Below are 18,062 nucleotides of genomic sequence, written 5' to 3'. Positions count from 1 at the left end.
GTGAATGAATTTCTATGCAGTAACAAAAAAAACTCGTTTTCCGCGTTTTCTGGGCCTCGTAGCGAGGTACTTCGATAGTTAGCAGTACAAGTCGTGACAAGCGTCATTTTTTTCTATCTAAAATTGTTCAACTTAGAGTGAGACAAAAAGATCGGAATTCATTAGAAATCAAAAACCATCTAAGCATAAATTTAATTCTTAATAATCAATACCATATTATAATTTGTATGATTTTTTAAATCTATGCAGTATCGCCAAAATGTACAACTTTACTATCAAATCTAAACTTCTAAAAAACCCTAAAATCACATTTTAATATATAAATTTACATTCTGTAACATGTTTAACACTTGCTTTAAGATTTGTAATAGCTAGATTGAAATCAGTTGAAGTCCATTTGTTTTAATATTTTCACCCCGTTGGGTCGATATTTTATTTCTACACAGCAGTGCAACATCTGTCAGTACTTCTGGTGCCTCTATTTTAGTAGAGACAGCTGTCAGGTGTGCGACTAAAAAAGTGGAGTTTCATCATGTTTAATGAAGTCCATAGTATTCATGGTCATACATTATTGTTGATCACTAAACCATCCCTGCAGGCAACTGCGTTATTACAGCATTTAAAACAATCGCTGGCGTTAACCGGAAAACTACATAATATTCAACGTTCTCTGGATGATATTTCCTCCAGCTGCATTGTTCTACTGGACATGATGGAGGCAGACAAAAAACTGATCCATTACTGGCAAGATAATTTGAGCAGAAAAAACAACAATATAAAGACGTTATTGTTGAATACCCCAGATGATTATCCTTATCGGGATATTGAAAACTGGCCGCATATCAATGGCGTATTCTACGCAACGGAAGATGAGCAGCGTGTCGTCAGCGGATTGCAAGGTGTATTGCGTGGCGAATGCTACTTTTCACAAAAGCTCGCCAGCTACCTGATCACGCATTCCGGGAACTACCGCTATAACAGCACGGAGTCGGCATTACTTACGCACCGTGAAAAAGAGATCCTTAATAAACTGCGTATTGGCGCCTCAAATATTGAAATCGCGCGTTCACTATTTATTAGTGAAAATACGGTTAAAACACATCTTTATAATCTTTTCAAAAAGATAGCTGTCAAAAATCGTACGCAGGCGGTCTCGTGGGCCAATGATAACCTCAGGCGATAAAGCCATGAAAAGCTATTTGTCCTGGATTGTGGCAGCAAATTTGTTCCTTGCTGCCGGGAATCTACACGCTGCTGTAGAGGTGGAGGTTCCCGGACTGTTGACTGACCACACTGTCTCTTCCATTGGCCATGATTTTTATCGTGCCTTTAGTGACAAGTGGGAAAGTAAGTACACAGGAAACTTAACCATTAATGAAAGGCCCAGTGCACGTTGGGGAAGTTGGATCACCATAACTGTCAATCAGGACGTTATCTTCCAGACTTTTTTATTCCCGACGAAAAGAGACTTCGACAAAATTGTGGTCTTCGCATTGGCAGAAACTGAGGAAGCATTAAATCGTCGGCAAATAGATCAAACGCTATTAAGTACGAGCGATTTAGCGCGCGATGAATTCTAAAACATGATTTTGTCCGGAGGCTTTCATGCGTGTCAAACATGCAGTGGTTTTACTCATGCTGATTTCACCATTAAGTTGGGCCGGAAATATGACGTTCCAGTTCCGCAACCCTAACTTTGGTGGCAACCCAAACAACGGCTCTTTTTTACTGAACAGCGCTCAGGCGCAAAACTCGTATAAGGATCCGAGTGCTGGCGATTACGGGATTGAAACCCCATCAGCACTGGATAACTTTACCCAGGCAATACAGTCACAAATACTCGGTGGCTTGCTCACCAATATCAATACCGGTAAACCGGGGAGGATGGTAACCAGCGATTTTATCGTTGATATCGCCAACCGGGATGGGCAACTGCAACTGAATGTCACGGACAGGAAAACGGGGAGAACGTCGACTATTGAAGTGTCGGGTTTACAAAATCAGTCGACCGATTTTTAAATTATAGCCACGAAAGGAAAAAATCATGCAGCGCTTACTTATCATGGTGGCAGTAATTTTACTCAGCGGATGTTTAACAGCTCCGCCTCAAGAAGCCGCTAAGCCGACATTAATGCCCCGGGCCCAAAGCTATAAAGATTTGACGCATCTGCCTATGCCTACAGGTAAGATCTTTGTGTCGGTATACAACATTCAGGATGAGACTGGCCAATTTAAACCTTACCCGGCAAGTAACTTCTCTACCGCCGTCCCGCAAAGCGCCACGGCTATGCTTGTCACCGCATTGAAAGATTCTCGTTGGTTCGTCCCTCTGGAACGTCAGGGGCTACAGAACTTGCTGAACGAACGTAAAATCATTCGTGCGGCTCAGGAAAACGGTACGGTTGCGATTAATAACCGGATCCCGCTACAGTCCCTGACCGCGGCAAACGTCATGGTGGAAGGGTCAATTATCGGTTATGAAAGCAACGTTAAATCGGGTGGTGTCGGTGCGCGTTATTTCGGTATTGGCGCCGATACGCAATACCAGCTCGACCAGATAGCGGTAAACCTGCGCGTAGTTAACGTCAGCACCGGTGAGATCCTGTCGTCAGTGAACACCAGTAAAACCATTTTGTCTTATGAAGTACAGGCTGGAGTGTTCCGCTTTATTGACTACCAGCGTCTGTTGGAAGGTGAAATTGGCTACACCTCTAACGAACCGGTTATGCTTTGTCTGATGTCAGCGATTGAAACAGGCGTTATCTTCTTAATTAATGACGGCATCGATCGCGGATTGTGGGATTTGCAGGATAAGAAACAAGTTGATAATGACATTCTGGTTAAATACCGCCATATGTCGGTACCGCCAGAATCCTGATGGATCTTTACTGCATAAAAAGCGTGAGGAAAACCCTCACGCTTTTTTATTTACTGGTCAGCGTCGGCGATATTCGATTTTCACGGCGAGATGCCAGCCACAGACCACTGTTTTTCATCGCATAGCCGAATACCAGGCCCAGTACCAGTGACGGTACAACCAGTCGCCAGTCGCCCTGCCCTGCAAATGTTGCACATGCGCCAATAAACGTGCCCGGTACAAATGAAAGCAACCATTGCTTTGCCTGGATACACATCAGAAACGCGACAATTCCCGTCATGACATAACCAATAATGTCCATATGCGGGGCAAGCGCGCTACCGTTAATAATCACCAACGCCCACACCACACCGCTTAGCAGCGTACACGCCGAGATCCACAGTCCTTTTAGCCCACCTTGCGGGCAGGCGAAATAGGCCGTGCAACCCAGAAAGCCAGCCCAACTGAGTAAGCCAAGAGAAACGGCCACCCATCCCCAGATCCCAGAGAGAATGCCCGTTGTGATTGCAATTGAGAGAAGTATGTTCATGCCGCGTATCTTAGCAGAAAAACGGCATAGGAATGAGATCGTGCACACAATTTATGCAAGCATATAATTTGCGTTGCAGTTTAAAGTGATTTAAATCACATTTATTCGTCAGTATCTTCCTGCAATTCGTCCCACATTGCACTAATAGCATCACGTGTTAGCGGCGCCATGGTACGCCAGAACGGCGTGTTTGCGTGCGCCTCAACTTTGCCAAGGAACGTACCACACCAGGGCAGCAGGTAGTCTACAAACAAGGTATCAAGCGCCTCACTTTCATCTTCCGCAGACTGGTCTTCAAGCCATGAAGCCGCCAGCAACAGCGTACCAATGTGATCTGCCGGCGTATCTGCCAGCGGCATGCCGCGGGCAGAAAGAAATGCACGAACATCCGATTCTTTCGCCCCTTCTACCCAGGCGCTACGATAAGGCGGCACAGCACACTCTTCACCGACAAACAGCGCGTTGTAATCTGCAGCCAGTTGGGGCATATCGCAGCTCTTCTGCAGACGAGTGAGCAGTTCGTCCTGTTCCAACGGCCAGTTGGCGGACAGTTTACCTTCACTAATTAAGGTAAACAGGGGAACCAGTAAAGGGTCCTGCGGTTGGCGATAAAACAGCGAGCCCAGTACACGACACAGGATAGAAAACTCGTTCATTGATATATTCCAGTTAGTAACAATTACAGTTCAGCAAATTCCGCGATCGGCTCCATGCCTCGCGATTCCAGAAACGCCAACAGGCGTTTAGGTGTGACGTTTAAAATTCTGTCTTCAGGGAAATTAACATCATCCAGGATTTTACGGCATTCGCCAAATTCTCCCAGCGTGAAAGCAGTATGTGAATCCGACCCTAACGCCACCCAGCCGCCAGCATCGCGCACAGCCGCAGCAACCGCACGACAATTATCCTCACTGCCCTTACGCGAATGCAAAAACGAAGAGTTATTGATTTCCAGTGCAACCTGGTACTTTGCCGCCGCCTGGGCAATTGCAGTAATATCAACCGGATACTTGGGATTTCCCGGATGGCTAATGATGTGCACATTACCGCTGGCCATCGTGGCTATCATTGCCTGGGTATTGGTTTCTTTATCGTGAGGTGCAAAAACTGGCTCATGGAAGCCCGCAATAATGAGGTCCAGAGAGGTAAACATCGGACCTGAACAGTCAATTTCGCCTTCAATATTCTTAATATTCGCCTCAATGCCGCGCAGGATCCCTACGCCATCTACAACACGTGGCCAAATACGCATATTGATAAAGTGCCAGTGGTGAGGCGCGTCCGCCATGTCCGGTCCATGATCGGTAATAGCAAACAGCTTGATGCCTTTGCGACGGGCTTCAGCGATGTAATCACTTAAGGTGCTGTAGGCGTGGGTGCTGGCGACGGTATGCATATGCAGGTCAACGGGATACATAACTCTCTCCTGTAGTCATTTTTCGTCAAGGATAGCAGGTATCGCCGCTATTTATTAGCTGAAACCCGGCATCCGCCGGGTTAGCATTAGTATCCCCGAACGCGATCGACCTGACCCGTAACGGATTTCCCGCTCTCAAGATCCAAAATCGTGCGGGAGATATAGTCCACCGCCTCCGCCGGGCGCGTTACCGCGGCAATATGCGGCGTCATTGCCACACGCGGATGTTTCCACAGAGGACTGGTTTCCGGCAGCGGTTCACGGCTATAGACATCCAGCATGGCACCTTTCACCTTGCCGCTGTCCAGCGATGCCAGAAGATCGTCTTCATTGAGATGAACGCCACGCGCCAGGTTCAGTACGTAGGCGCCATCCAGCAATTGGCTAAGTAAATCAGCGTTAATAATACCTACGGTTTCTGCCGTATTAGGCAGGAGGTTGATAAGCACACGAGTTTGGCTCAAAAACGCGCCCAGTTCCTCAGTACCGGCGAAGCTTTCCACGCCAGACCAGGATTTACGCGAACGGCTCCAGCAGCGCAGTGGGAATCCCCATGCTTGCAGGCTTTCGGCAACTTTTGCGCCCAATACCCCTGCTCCCATGATCCCGACGGTAAACTCCTCACGAGTATATTCTGGCAACGGTTGCCATTTCGCCTGATTTTTCAATGCCTGATAATCATCAAAGCGACGAAACCAGTGCAGCACCTGACTGACCGCATATTCCTGCATTTGCAGGCCCATACCCGTATCTTCCAGACGGAAAAGCGGGATCGACGCATCCAACATTTCCGGATGAGCATTGAGTTTACTGAGAATAGAATCGACGCCCGCGCCTAGCGCAAATACGGCTTTTAATTTTCGTCCTGCGAGCATTTCAACCGGCGGATGCCAGACCAGCGCATAGTCAGCATGTGCATTATCACCCGCTTTCCACTCACGTACGTTTGCACCAGGTATTGCCTTTGCCAACGCATTAATCCACCAGGTCGTATCGAATGTTGGGTGATAGAAAATTATATCCACATTATCTCCTGAACATTGTTGTGCGGAACTTTCTCGCACTTATTATCATCATTTTCCGAGGGAACATCAGAGTAGCAAATTTTAGGATGCTGGCAAAAAAAACAATTCCCGCTTATTTATGCTCCATGTTGCTTGAAGTTTGTGTAAATGCACATTTTTTTCAAAAAGTTGATTGACGACGGGGCTGTGTTTCCCCTACATTAGCGCCCGTTCCGGTAGCACAGGAACAACAATATGGTGAGGTGTCCGAGTGGCTGAAGGAGCACGCCTGGAAAGTGTGTATACGGCAACGTATCCGGGGTTCGAATCCCCGCCTCACCGCCATATTTTAAGAAGAGCTCGTACGCAAGTACGGGCTTTTTTTTCGCATATTGCATAGCCTGGCGGGGATGAGAAGCCCGGACCGGGGTTCGACTACTGGCGCAGCCAGTTGGACAGACTGAGAGCGCAGCGAACAGGCTGCCCGCAGGGCGAGCGAAGCGAGTCAATCCCCGCCTCACCGCCATATTTAAAAAAGAGCTCGTACGCAAGTACGGGCTTTTTTTTCGTATGTTGCACAGCATGGCGGGGATGAGAAGCCCCGACCGGGGTTCGACACAAAATTGCCAGGAGCAATTTTGAACAGCGCCTGCGCTGGCCCCGTAGGGGCGAGGCCCAGGGATGGGCCGAGTAGCGGTGCAGCCAGTTGGACAGACTGTGAGCACAGCGAACAGGCTGCCCGCAGGGCGAGCGAAGCGAGTCAATCCCCGCCTCACCGCCATATTTTAAGAAGAGCTCGTACGCAAGTACGGGCTTTTTTTTCGTATGTTGCACAGCATGGCGGGGATATCGCCCCGCTCAAGGTTTCTGCTCTACTTATCGCTGGTAGCGGCATGCATGAGACTTATCATGCCGGATATCTTCAACAAATCACGCCAGATCCTCCGGTCCAGATTGCAGGTAATGACCTTCATAGCGGTTTACTCTTTCTCAAGCAACCAGCAGCGGAAGCCATCATCCATTGCCTAGTCCTGCGCAGTTTGCCCGCCAATACTCCCGGTTGTGCTGAGATATCAGCAAGCTGGTGGAGCATCGCTTTAATTTATTCCAGCGCGGCATTGCACCCGGTAATGATGCGCTTAAGCAAGGAATGCTGGCCAGGTGTTGTGAGTCCGGCAGCATCACGAATGGTGTGTAATACAGGGGTGTAAGCATCGATCGATTTCGTCGATCGATTACGTAAAAATTGATCTGCAAAATGAATTATCCCGCATGATTGTCCCTGTGCCACAATCTCTAAAACGAATTTAACTGATTGTTTATAAATCTAATTCCTGTCTTATTTAGGAGCGAACACCTTTTGTCCTGGAAGCTCGGCAGGGAAATAGCATAAAGGATGATGTGATGAAGAGATGCGCACGGTGTAATAAGAAAAGGAGCGTCTTTGAACAGTGGCTCTCACTCGATAAAGAATTCTGCGACGAGTGCTTATTTGATATTGACGAGGAAATCAGGGAAAGGCAAATACTCCCCGTCAGACGTTTGAAAGATGATCCAGCCCGCAATACAAATCGGAAGTCTTCCCCTTGATTTTTATCATCATTTTATAGATACGATTATGATAAATTTCACCTTGTTTTTTATATCACCCTGACTGTAAATGAGATTGAGTACTGTAACAGCACACGTTTCTCTTAAGAGCAGGTACATGCCAGAGTGAAGGGTTGACAATGCTCTTCAGAAGAACATGTCGGTATGGCAAGCAAGGATACACATAAATGGTAAAGTTTCTGCGAAATGGACCCGCAGTTGTTGTTCTGGCATTTATATTATGGGGCCTGATCCCATTGTTTTATCAATATCTATCTGGCGGAGCCCTCGCTGAAATTTTGATGTACAGAGTTTTCTGGTCTATACCTCTATTACTGCCAATAAGATTATTATTTCGTAAGAGAACGTTTTTTCGCGATTTACTGAAAGATAAAACCTCCTTCATATCCTGCATGATAGCAGGCTTGCTAATGGTAATTTCGTGGTCAGCTTTTATTTATGCATTAACAAATCATAAGGTACTCGACGCCAGTCTGGGATATTTTATCAACCCACTTATTGTCATTTGCCTTGGCTGTATTTTTCTTAAAGAAAAACCATCATTATTTCAACTTATAGCAGTAATATCCGGCGTATGTGGTCTTGGCTATCAGATTATTTCCGCAAACAGTTTTCCTTCACTAGCGTTAATCATGGGGTTTTCATTTGCATTGTACGGACTGGCGCGAAAATTTATCCATTACGATGCAATAACCTCAATCACGCTTGAAACATTCTGGGCTCTACCTGTTGCTCTTTTCATCTTTATCTATACTGGCTCGAGTATAACTACATCATCTGACATCTCTCTGTTCCTTTATATATTAACCGCTCCCGTTACAGTAATTCCGTTAGTGTTATTTGCAGTAGCGCTAAATCGTACATCTCTTATTGTGACAGGTCTTGCTCAGTATATAGAACCATCTTTGCAATTTCTCATTGCCATACTTATATTTGGAGAAGTTATTAATTACTCCGAGCTATTTTGTTTTTCAGCGGTATGGTTTGGATTGTTGCTATGTATATTTGAGAGTCTTTACTATCATTACCGACGTAATCCTCCACGGTCTGAAAGTAATCATCCTGCAGGCACTTTACGGTGATGTACATGCAGAATATAAAACTCAGTACGCTTATTCGTTTCCCTGGAACACGCGCTCAGGTATGAATGAGTAAACAACTCGAGTTTGTTTATTCAAGATTACCACGTCATTTAGGTACACAGGACAGTTGACTGCATGTTCATGGTTAAAGCCGGACAAAAAAATTTTTCCGATACCTTTATACAGATTGGCACTGTTCATCACCGGTGAATCCCCCGGAACACTGCCGCACTGCAACCAGGCATCGAGCTAGTGCATTTCTCTGAGAACGTGAGTGACCAGAGAATGTTGCGGCCGATCGGTAAAGTCTCTGTATCCGGAAATATTCTTAACGGCAGTACCCTATTCGTGCGTCAGCCAGCGAATCAGGTTCCCCTTGGTATTGTTTTGCGGGCCTGTTTCATAACCATACAATGCAAACTCCTTTTCAGTACAAAAGGTTACCAAAAATATACTGGGCATTATATCCGGAAAGAAAGTCAGGAATGTGTATATCCCAATTTAAGTTATTCAATTTGACAATAATCCACGAAAACCGGCGTATTGCGCGGGAATACAGCCAATTGTGATAGCTGTCATCGTTCAAAATTTGTCCTGACGTTCAAAGTCGTGCGTTTTCCAAACACCCATGGCTCGCTGAATCACATGATTTACTTCGTTATGTGGTTGACAAGTCAACCTACCAGTTTACTCAATGAACATCGGTATGTTTGTAAAGTATACTTTGTTTAACAAATATATATGTTCTTCTCTGTAGAATGAAAAAAAAATTTGTTTTCATCAGGATATGCGAACGAGAGAGCGCCTAATGGTTATCAACAAAACTGGCATGTCAGACATGAATTTATTTTCAAAATGTTTCGCATTAACAAAACAGCGTCAGAGATTCCAGTATTTACACCTTGCACGTAAATAAATTTAAACACCCTGAATTAATAATGATACTTATGAAAAATACATCATATCTAAGTTTCTTTAACCAAATTCTATTGGCACGTGGCCCTTTGCATAGCAAATGGAAGAACAAAAAATTTCGACTCATGTATCTTTTACGATCTATGATAAGTCCTGTCTCCAGTATTCGGTATTATCAAGAATTACATTCCCTTAAATCAATTGATAAGATTCTGGAGATGCAACCTACGTTACCAGCCAAAATTCATCGTCCCTATTTACATAAAGGAGGGCTGGCATGGAATCGAAGGAAAAACATTATTGGTCACTACCGTTTTGTCCAGAGTTTACCAGTGAAACACCAGGCGTTATTATTACCCGACAGAGATGTGTTATTGGTCCATTTCACCGGAAAAAATGGTGAGGATTTTGATATTCACTGTTCTTCAGGCGGTTTTGATCGTGAAGGAGAACTGATGTTATCTCTGAGTTTTAACAATACCCCGGTGGCCCGATTGTCCTTCTCGGTTATCCCGTCAAAAAAAGGACATTGTGCATTTATTGGCGGTCTGCAGGGGGCACCAAAAAATATTGGCCCAGACATTATTCGTGACGCTACTAAAGCCTGCTATGGACTATTCCCTAAGCGGATCGTTTTTGAGGTTCTTTGTTCATTGATGCGTTGCTGTGATATCACTAATATTTTAGCAGTTAGTGAACAGAGCCATGTTTTCAGGCAATGGCGATACCGGTACAAGAAACGTAAATACTTTGTTGCCCTGTACAGTGACTTTTGGGAATCAGTTGCTGGTCGTCCATACGGTAATTGGTATAAGTTGCCAATTTATGTAGAGCGTAAGTCATTTAATGAGCTTGCCAGTAAAAAACGCGCGGAATACCGGAGACGGTATGACCTGTTGGATCATATTAATGAGGAAATCATGATTCTTCTGCAAAATCAGATGTAACATAATGTCGTAACTCAGCTCAGAAACTGGCTGATGAATGCGACATCTCGATAAAAGCGTAGCTATCGTTCCGCGTTGGCGAACCATTACACGAACGTCCGCTGAGTGCTGTGAGCTCAACGGGTCGCTGATCCGCGAGACGCATTCATCACTGGATAAACGCATGAGTCTAAAATAAGGTGTTCTCTATTCCACAGTTCATAAATCAAGCTTTTGACATATCTCAAGTCAGGCAAGGTTCCCCCTCGACTTCAGATATCCTGGTTTCTACTCGTTTTCGATGTTCTATTTCATCAGAGCATACTATTTCAATTTCTAAAATTTACTTAATAACACACAAATAACAAAGCCCGGTTTCCCGGGCCTTGAAGACGGGGTACTTATCAGTTGTAAGCGTTGAGCGTCCGCTGACAGAGCGCCGAGCGGACGCAATCGTCTTTATTGAAACGAACAATCCCAACCATATCATCTTCTTCGAAACGGGCCAGCGCATCACTTAGCCCTGAGCGAACGTGCGCAGGTAGATCGCACTGGGTCACATCCCCATTCACAATCACCGTCACATTCTCCCCGAGGCGGGTTAAAAACATCTTCATTTGCGCAGCAGTGACGTTCTGAGCCTCGTCAAGAATCACCACTGCATTTTCAAATGTACGTCCACGCATATAGGCGAACGGCGCGATTTCCACCTTACCAATCTCAGGTCGCAGGCAATATTGCATGAAGGAGGCTCCCAGCCGTTTCACCAGCACGTCATACACGGGGCGAAAATAAGGAGCGAACTTCTCGGAAACATCTCCAGGTAAGAAGCCGAGGTCTTCATCAGCTTGCAGAACTGGACGGGTTACAATGATCCGGTCCACGTCTTTGTGGATCAGAGCCTCTGCAGCTTTTGCCGCGCTGATCCAGGTTTTACCACACCCGGCTTCACCGGTGGCGAAGATCAGCTGTTTACTCTCGATAGCATTCAGGTAGTGCGCCTGAGCTTCATTCCGCGCCGTGATTGGCGTGGCGTCGCGACTGTCACGCGCCATACCGATCGCTTCTACGCCGCCCATCTGCACAAGCGAGGTGACCGATTCATCTTCACGTTGCTTATGACTACGCGAATCCCGCCTCAGCACACGTTTTGCTTCACGACGAGCTTTGATCACTGCTTTTTGTCTTCCCATGGATAGCACCTTGAGTTGTAGGTATACATCACACGCGCCGTTGGCGGCACGATTATGCGCACGAACATCTGAGGGTTGGCTTCCTTGTAAGCCATTGCTTGCTTTCGGATAAGACGCCACACACGGCTACGCGCACCGTACAGGGCGTCAGTAACAAGGATAAGAAGTGAATGAGAGAGAGATTTAGCGGTGACGAGGTGGCTACCGGAAGAGAAACGTCCGCGTAAGGTACTGCTGTTACTGTGAAAAATGTGTCCAGTACAGGACTTTTCCATTCGCGATCTCCATAGTGAAAGACTATCACCGCCGGGAACTACCGCTATTACTTATAATTACATCATAACCTTTCGCTAATGCAACAATATTTTTACTTATTGTTAACTTAAATTCTATCTTATCACCAGAGACAGTCTCTTGCAGAGAGATGACAGAATTATTTCAGTCGCATACCGATCATAAAAAATAATTTGTTCCTTCATCAAGATATCAGGAAAAACCCCGCTGTACTGCGGGGCATAATCATCAGGCTTCGAGCAGAGACTGTCCCAGATAATTGTCTGCAGTTTTAACACCCGGCAAAGCAAAGAAATATCCCCCACCAATCGGTTTGACATACTCTTCGAGCGCTTCACCATTCAGACGTTTCTGCACCGCCAAAAATCCTTTTTCCAGATCGTGTTGATAGCAAACAAACAACAGCCCCATATCCAGTTGACCAGAATTAGTCACACCGAGCGAATAACTGTAGCCACGACGCATCATCAGGCTCGAGTCGGTCTCTTTCGTGCGCGGGTTTGCCAGGCGGATATGACTGTCGAGCGCAATCACCTCACCTTCAGGATCACTGGCATAGTCAGGTACATCATGCTCATGCTGCATGCCCAGCGGCGCGCCGGTGTGTTTATCACGACCAAAAATCGTTTGCTGCTCTTTCAGCGGCGTACGATCCCAGAACTCAACGCGGAACTGAATGAGCCTGACGGCCTGATAACTGCCACCTTGCGCCCAGGCAGGTTCGCCCTGCCCATCCGTCACCCACACCACGTCTTGCATCAACTTCGCATCCGTAGCGTCCGGATTCGCGGTGCCGTCTTTAAAGCCAAGCAGGTTGACCGGGGTCTCTTTGCCTTTGCTGCGCGCGGCGTGGTCAGAAATAAACCCTTCACGTTTCCAGCGCACGCTGAGGAGATCGGGCGTATGTTTAATGATATCGCGCAACGCGTGGATGACCGTGTCCTGGGTGTTGGCACAAATCTGCAGCAGCAAATCGCCATGGCACAGCGCCGCATCCAGCGAATCATTCGGGAAGCGGGTCATTTTTTGCAGCTTTTTCGGCATCTGCGATTTCAGGCCATAACGTTCATCGAACAACGATGAACCAACCGACAACGTCATCGTCAGGTTGTCTGGCGCAATGTATGCGCCGAGGATACCTGAATCCATAGGAGGGAGACGCGGATTGGGCGTATCCGGTGCAGGTCCACCGGTGGTCAGAAACGCAAATCGGCTAGTCAACAACCGGAATAAACGCTCAAGATCGGCCTTATCGCTGGCGAGAACATCGAATGCCACCAGCATCATTGATGCCTGCTGCGGCGTCAGGATCCCCGCCTGATGCTGACCATAAAACGGCTGCGTTTCACTACGCGCATCCGGAGACAGCGTTCCCGGCGCGCTTTGTGGTTTTTGCGCGTGGGCAACCGGACACCCACCCGCCAGCGCCAGCGCCCCACCCAGGGCGCCCATCCCTTTCAGTAAACGTCGGCGTGACGGTTCGCTCACGCCGTTTTCATTATCTTGCTGCATAGTGCTTAATCCAGACCCAGAACACCGCGTAATTGCGACAAGTCTTCCGCCAGCGTCGTGATTGGCCCTTTCAGCGCATTACGATCGGCATCAGTCAGTTTGTCATAGGTCTCAAAACCGTCTTTGGTACGGTACTTGCTCAGAATGGTATCAACCTTTTTGAAGTTCGCATCCACCTTTACCAGCAGCTCAGCATTGGATTTTTGCAACTGAGGACGCAGGAGATCGACAATTTTCTGCGCGCCATCGACGTTGGCCTGGAAATCCCACAGATCGGTATGGCTGTAGCGATCTTCTTCCCCACTGATTTTGCTGGCAGCAACTTCTTCAATCAGTCCTGCTGCCCCGCCAACAACTTTAGACGGTGGGAAAGCCAGCTCGCTGATACGCGTTTGTAGGTCAAGAACATCGCTATTTAATTGGTCGGCGTACTGATCCATACCTTTGGTGGTATTGTCGCCAAACAGCGCTTTCTCCAGGCGGTGGAAGCCGGTGAATTTAGGATCGGCGGCTTTTTGCTCATAATCATCTTCACGCGCATCGATGCTGCCGTCGAGATCGGAGAACAGTTCGGCAATCGGTTCAATACGCTCGTAGTGCTGACGCGTTGGCGCATACAGGGATTTCGCTTTTTCCACATCACCGGCTTTAATTGCATCGGTGAAGGCTTTAGTGCCCGCCACCAGTTGCGCGGTTTCAGCCGTCACGTAGGCTTTATATTCGGTAATCGCGCCGCTCAGACTCAGCAGAGCATCGCTCTGTGCGGCATCCGCCGTTGCGCTGCCTTTTACGATCAGTTTGCCTTTCGGGTTAGTCAACAGACCGCAGGTCATATCATATTCGCCAGGCTGCAGGTTAGCGGTCATTTTCTGGCTAAAACCTGGTGCAATGTTTTCGCGCTCTTCAACCACCATAACGCTTTTAAGAATTTCCCACTCCAACGCTTTCTGGCTGTGGTTCTGGATGATGAACTGCGTTTTCCCGGCGTTAACCGTGATCGTCATCGGTTCACACTGTTTGTCGTTAACCGTGACTTTCACCTGCGGAATATCGGCGGCTTGTGCAGAAAAAGCGGATGCAAACAGCGCGGCAATACCCAACTGCAGCGCACTACGGCGAAAATTAAACGTCATAACCTATCCCTATAAATAAGTATGTTGTAACTAAAAAGTATTCTGCATCGCGTTTTTATCAAGGTGCGGTACGCGATGCCGTAGTGCCTGAACGCGGCGGTAGTGCAAACATAATCAACGCCGGAATCAGGTAGATAAACCAGACAGCGACTTCACTAACGCTTGGCGCTTCCTGATAGCCGAAAATGCCTTCCATCAATGTGCCAAACAGCGAATGCGTCGACAGCACACTGCTCAGGTCAAACGCCACATCCTGAAAATGATTCCACAACCCGGCTTCGTGGAAAGCGCGGATCGCCCCTGCGGCAAGACCGGCAGCTACCAGCAAAATGAACAGGCTGGTCCATTTAAAGAACGCCCCGAGGTTGAGGCGAATGCCGCCGAGGTAAATCAGGTATCCCAGTACCACTGCGGTAGCCAGTCCCAGCATCGCGCCTAACGGCGGCCAGATGCCTACATCCTGCTGGAATGCCGCCAGCAGGAAGAACACCGATTCCAGCCCTTCTCGCGCAACAGCAAAAAAGACCATCATCACCAGCGCCCAACCGTGATGATTACCGCGTTGCAACGCGTTATCGACAGCCTGTTCAAGCTGGACTTTGACGTTGCGGGAAACTTTACGCATCCAGAACACCATCCAGGTGAGGATCACCACGGCAATGACCGCCACGATGCCTTCAAACAGCTCCTGTTCTTTTTGCGGAAATTCACCGGTGGTTTCGTTGATGAAAATCCCTAACGCCAGGCATAATGCCGCCGCCAGCAGAACACCAATCCACATCACACCAATCCATCGACCACGCTGAGTCCGTTTCAGGTAGCTAGCAATCAGGCTGACAATCAGCGCGGCCTCTAACCCTTCGCGCAACATAATTAGAAATGGAACAAACATGCGAAGAACCCTTAAACGTTATTCTCGGTCAATTGATGAAAAGAAAAGTAAATTACAGTGATAGTGATTATCATTACAGCAAAGAAAAACTCAAGCAGAATGTTTTGAGAATGATGACTTAATGTAAACAGTTAGGCGGGTAACGGTTATAGCGAGCTTGCAGCGTAGGTAATAAAAGCCCCCACATGCGGCAATGTCATTAAGTTAACGCCTGTGTATCAGAAAGCATCAACCTGTATTCGCGAAGGTAATGAACATGCTATTTCAGAGAAAGGATTCCGTTCACCTCATGTACATCGTTTCTCTGAAGCACCGATTCCTGTGAACGTGTAAAGGGCGTTCTCCGCCACGCCCTTTACAATCCCGGCTCCCGGCGGGAAAATTGCCGCTCCGCGGTCCCCTCCGTTTATTCCTCCAGGCGACCGGGCCGGGCGCGAGGTAGCATCCCTGCAAAGCGCGCCCTGAGCCAGCATCCATGCTGGCTCTCCCGGCCTTACGGAAACACGTCGGCAATTTTCAGCCGGACCAGCCACACCTGACCTCCTGCACTTTTATTTGAATATATTTGAACAGCAAAAAAGATTTAGCTGAAAGTCAGAGCGTTGAAGCGATGACCCCGGTCCGGCTGAAAATCGATGAGGCGTTGACGGCTGACCGGGTCTGTCCGCAGGGATGCGGACAGAGGGGACGGCCTGCAGGGACGCAGGCTCGGCCCCGACCCGACAGGCAGACGGCATAAGACGAATAGCTCGCGCAGCGACGATTTTCCCGCCGGGAGCCTGGGATGCAAGGGAGGCGGCGGTGAGCCTCCCTTGCACGTTCACAGGTATAGCGATATCAGAGAAGCAATGCACATAAGGTGAACGGAAACTAATTCAGGGTAAAACGTTCTCCATACATGCTTAACCGAACGGTATTGCGCACACAGCGAGCCTGAAGACAAAGGCAGATTATTCTGCCTGTAAACGCGATGGCGGAGCTGAGTGATAATGCGCGTCAGCCTCGGCAAAACGTTGCTGCATAGCAGTTGAAGGTGCTTTACCCAACAGGCTGAAGACCACAATACCGATGCTGCCGAAAACAAAGCCCGGGATAATTTCATACAGACCCAGCCAGGCGAACTGCTTCCAGACGATTACCGTCACCGCACCGATGATCATCCCTGCCAGCGCGCCGTTGCGGGTCATACGCGACCACATTACCGAGAACAGAACCACAGGGCCAAACGCCGCGCCGAAGCCCGCCCAGGCGTAGCTTACCAGACCCAGCACGCGGTTCTCCGGGTTCGCCGCCAGCGCGATAGACACCAGCGCCACGACCAGCACCATGATGCGGCCAATCCATACCAGCTCTTTCTGGCTGGCATTTTTACGCAGGAATGCTTTGTACAAGTCTTCGGTGATTGCGCTGGAGCACACCAGCAGCTGGCAGCTCAGGGTCGACATAACCGCAGCGAGGATCGCAGACAGCAGGATACCGGCAACCCACGGGTTAAACAGGATTTGCGCCAGTTCAATAAACACACGCTCGGCGTTCTGGTTAACGGCACCAGCAAGCTGTGGGTTGTTGTTAAAGTAAGCAATACCAAAGAAGCCCACAGCCACGGCACCTGCCAGACACAGGATCATCCAGGCCATGCTAATGCGGCGAGCATGAACGATGCTATGGTGGGAATCTGCAGCCATAAAGCGCGCCAGAATATGCGGCTGACCAAAGTAGCCCAGACCCCAGCCCATCAGGGAAATGATGGCAACAAAATTCAGCCCTTTGAACATGTCCACGTTCTCAATGCTCTTTTGTTTAATCACTTCCAGCGAATCCTCGAACCCACCCACACCAATAATAACCATCACCGGCGTCAGGATCAGGGCGAAGATCATCAGGCTGGCCTGGACGGTATCGGTCCAGCTTACTGCCAGGAAACCACCGATAAAGGTGTAAATGATCGTCGCGGCCGCGCCCGCCCACAGTGCTGTTTCGTAGCTCATGCCAAAGGTGCTTTCAAACAGACGCGCCCCTGCCACAATCCCTGAAGCACAATAGATGGTGAAAAACAGCAGAATAACCAGCGCGGAGATAATACGCAGAATTCGGCTTTTATCTTCAAAGCGACCGGTAAAGTAATCCGGTAACGTCAGCGCATTGTTATTGTATTCGGTGTGTACGCGTAAACGTCCGGCCACCAGCTTCCAGTTGATCCAGGCGCCCAAAATAAGGCCGATGGCGATCCAGCTTTCTGAAATGCCGGACAGGAAAATTGCGCCAGGCAGACCCATCAGCAACCAGCCGCTCATGTCAGATGCCCCAGCGGATAACGCGGTCACGAACGGACCCAGACTGCGTCCCCCCAGAATGTAATCGTCAAAGTTTTTGGTTGAACGCCATGCAATAAACCCTATCAATATCATGCCGAAAATATAGACACAGAATGTCACTAACATCGGTGTGCTAATAGCCATCAAAACTCTCCAAAATTATGTATCAGCAATGCCGTGGCTTGCCGTTTTATTACCCTGCCGGAACGTGGCAAAGATATCTATGTTGACCAGGGCGACCGTATCCTGCCGGAAGCGATGGTTATTCACAATCGATTTAACACACCATTTACATCAAATTTGATCCAGAGTAGATAGCATTTTTCTGTAGGTTGCACTCTCTCACATTTTTTTCGGTTGC

Annotated in this window: 17 protein-coding genes, 1 tRNA gene and 1 other RNA gene; 9 read left to right on the top strand and 10 right to left on the bottom strand. The window is 48.1% G+C overall.

The genetic code is table 11. The features are described 5' to 3' along the window. The first annotated feature begins 532 nt into the window (after nucleotides 1–532). The 4 genes from csgD to csgG are packed head-to-tail and all read left to right on the top strand — an operon-like array spanning nucleotide 533 to nucleotide 2,878. On the top strand, nucleotides 533–1,183 hold the full coding sequence (csgD, locus tag WC1_RS15625) for a biofilm master transcriptional regulator CsgD (RefSeq protein ID WP_003036091.1): 651 nt from the start codon (nucleotides 533–535) through the stop codon (nucleotides 1,181–1,183). Between the two features lie 4 nt (nucleotides 1,184–1,187). Then, nucleotides 1,188–1,580, top strand: coding sequence for a curli production assembly/transport protein CsgE (gene csgE, locus WC1_RS15630; protein WP_003036087.1), 393 nt, complete (start codon nucleotides 1,188–1,190; stop codon nucleotides 1,578–1,580). A gap of 25 nt (nucleotides 1,581–1,605) precedes the next feature. Continuing rightward, nucleotides 1,606–2,019: a curli production assembly/transport protein CsgF gene (csgF, locus tag WC1_RS15635; RefSeq protein ID WP_003036084.1), complete on the top strand. Its 414-nt coding sequence runs from the start codon at nucleotides 1,606–1,608 to the stop codon at nucleotides 2,017–2,019. A 25-nt stretch (nucleotides 2,020–2,044) separates the two neighbouring features. After that, complete coding sequence (gene csgG, locus WC1_RS15640) at nucleotides 2,045–2,878, top strand: curli production assembly/transport protein CsgG (RefSeq protein ID WP_003036082.1); 834 nt, start codon at nucleotides 2,045–2,047, stop codon at nucleotides 2,876–2,878. A 46-nt stretch (nucleotides 2,879–2,924) separates the two neighbouring features. Here the strand turns inward: csgG and WC1_RS15645 are convergent, their stop codons facing one another. The 4 genes from WC1_RS15645 to ghrA all read right to left on the bottom strand — a co-directional run bounded on the left by WC1_RS15645 (nucleotide 2,925) and on the right by ghrA (nucleotide 5,849). Next, complete coding sequence (locus tag WC1_RS15645) at nucleotides 2,925–3,407, bottom strand: DUF1097 domain-containing protein (RefSeq protein WP_008320293.1); 483 nt, start codon at nucleotides 3,405–3,407, stop codon at nucleotides 2,925–2,927. 101 nt (nucleotides 3,408–3,508) lie between these two features. Further along, nucleotides 3,509–4,063, bottom strand: a complete 555-nt coding sequence (locus WC1_RS15650; protein WP_003036073.1) for a TorD/DmsD family molecular chaperone — start codon at nucleotides 4,061–4,063, stop codon at nucleotides 3,509–3,511. 23 nt (nucleotides 4,064–4,086) lie between these two features. Continuing rightward, a complete protein-coding gene (locus WC1_RS15655) occupies nucleotides 4,087–4,824 on the bottom strand; it encodes a phosphatase (protein WP_003836800.1) in 738 nt (245 codons plus the stop codon). 86 nt (nucleotides 4,825–4,910) lie between these two features. Then, the gene (gene ghrA / locus WC1_RS15660; RefSeq protein WP_016149909.1) at nucleotides 4,911–5,849 is read right to left on the bottom strand and encodes a glyoxylate/hydroxypyruvate reductase GhrA; all 939 of its coding nucleotides are present in this window, start codon (nucleotides 5,847–5,849) and stop codon (nucleotides 4,911–4,913) included. A 236-nt stretch (nucleotides 5,850–6,085) separates the two neighbouring features. Between ghrA and WC1_RS15665 the strand changes: the two genes are divergently transcribed. The 5 genes from WC1_RS15665 to WC1_RS15675 all read left to right on the top strand — a co-directional run bounded on the left by WC1_RS15665 (nucleotide 6,086) and on the right by WC1_RS15675 (nucleotide 10,383). Continuing rightward, nucleotides 6,086–6,173 (top strand) — tRNA-Ser (locus tag WC1_RS15665). 44 nt (nucleotides 6,174–6,217) lie between these two features. Next, nucleotides 6,218–6,354, top strand: a non-coding RNA gene (locus WC1_RS23455) — RtT sRNA. Nucleotides 6,355–6,721: 367 nt separating this feature from the next. Continuing rightward, on the top strand, nucleotides 6,722–7,039 hold the full coding sequence (locus WC1_RS24630) for a hypothetical protein (RefSeq protein ID WP_127674221.1): 318 nt from the start codon (nucleotides 6,722–6,724) through the stop codon (nucleotides 7,037–7,039). Nucleotides 7,040–7,606: 567 nt separating this feature from the next. Beyond that, on the top strand, nucleotides 7,607–8,521 hold the full coding sequence (gene rarD / locus WC1_RS15670; protein ID WP_003036060.1) for an EamA family transporter RarD: 915 nt from the start codon (nucleotides 7,607–7,609) through the stop codon (nucleotides 8,519–8,521). Nucleotides 8,522–9,459: 938 nt separating this feature from the next. Continuing rightward, a complete protein-coding gene (locus WC1_RS15675) occupies nucleotides 9,460–10,383 on the top strand; it encodes a VirK/YbjX family protein (protein ID WP_003036056.1) in 924 nt (307 codons plus the stop codon). A gap of 383 nt (nucleotides 10,384–10,766) precedes the next feature. Here WC1_RS15675 and phoH read toward each other — a convergent pair whose 3' ends face one another. The 6 genes from phoH to putP all read right to left on the bottom strand — a co-directional run bounded on the left by phoH (nucleotide 10,767) and on the right by putP (nucleotide 17,845). After that, nucleotides 10,767–11,555 (bottom strand): phosphate starvation-inducible protein PhoH, encoded by a 789-nt coding sequence (phoH, locus tag WC1_RS15680; protein ID WP_003036052.1) that lies wholly within the window; start codon nucleotides 11,553–11,555, stop codon nucleotides 10,767–10,769. Beyond that, nucleotides 11,534–11,830, bottom strand: a complete 297-nt coding sequence (locus tag WC1_RS24835) for a hypothetical protein (RefSeq protein ID WP_016149907.1) — start codon at nucleotides 11,828–11,830, stop codon at nucleotides 11,534–11,536. The genes phoH and WC1_RS24835 overlap by 22 nt, the downstream gene beginning before the upstream one ends. Nucleotides 11,831–12,077: 247 nt before the next feature. Then, a complete protein-coding gene (gene efeB / locus WC1_RS15685; RefSeq protein WP_003836807.1) occupies nucleotides 12,078–13,361 on the bottom strand; it encodes an iron uptake transporter deferrochelatase/peroxidase subunit in 1,284 nt (427 codons plus the stop codon). A gap of 5 nt (nucleotides 13,362–13,366) precedes the next feature. After that, nucleotides 13,367–14,494 carry an iron uptake system protein EfeO gene (efeO, locus tag WC1_RS15690; protein WP_016149906.1) on the bottom strand — a complete coding sequence of 376 codons (1,128 nt, stop codon included), beginning with the start codon at nucleotides 14,492–14,494 and terminating at the stop codon, nucleotides 13,367–13,369. Nucleotides 14,495–14,552: 58 nt separating this feature from the next. Next, nucleotides 14,553–15,386 (bottom strand): iron uptake transporter permease EfeU, encoded by an 834-nt coding sequence (gene efeU, locus WC1_RS15695; protein ID WP_003036041.1) that lies wholly within the window; start codon nucleotides 15,384–15,386, stop codon nucleotides 14,553–14,555. 950 nt (nucleotides 15,387–16,336) lie between these two features. After that, a complete protein-coding gene (gene putP / locus WC1_RS15700) occupies nucleotides 16,337–17,845 on the bottom strand; it encodes a sodium/proline symporter PutP (protein WP_016149905.1) in 1,509 nt (502 codons plus the stop codon). Nucleotides 17,846–18,062 lie beyond the last annotated feature (217 nt).

Source organism: Citrobacter sp. KTE30, assembly GCF_000398825.1.
GTDB classification, from domain to species: domain Bacteria; phylum Pseudomonadota; class Gammaproteobacteria; order Enterobacterales; family Enterobacteriaceae; genus Citrobacter; species Citrobacter freundii.
Note: the sequence above shows the minus strand (reverse complement) of the source record. Positions and strands in the feature narration are given on the sequence as shown.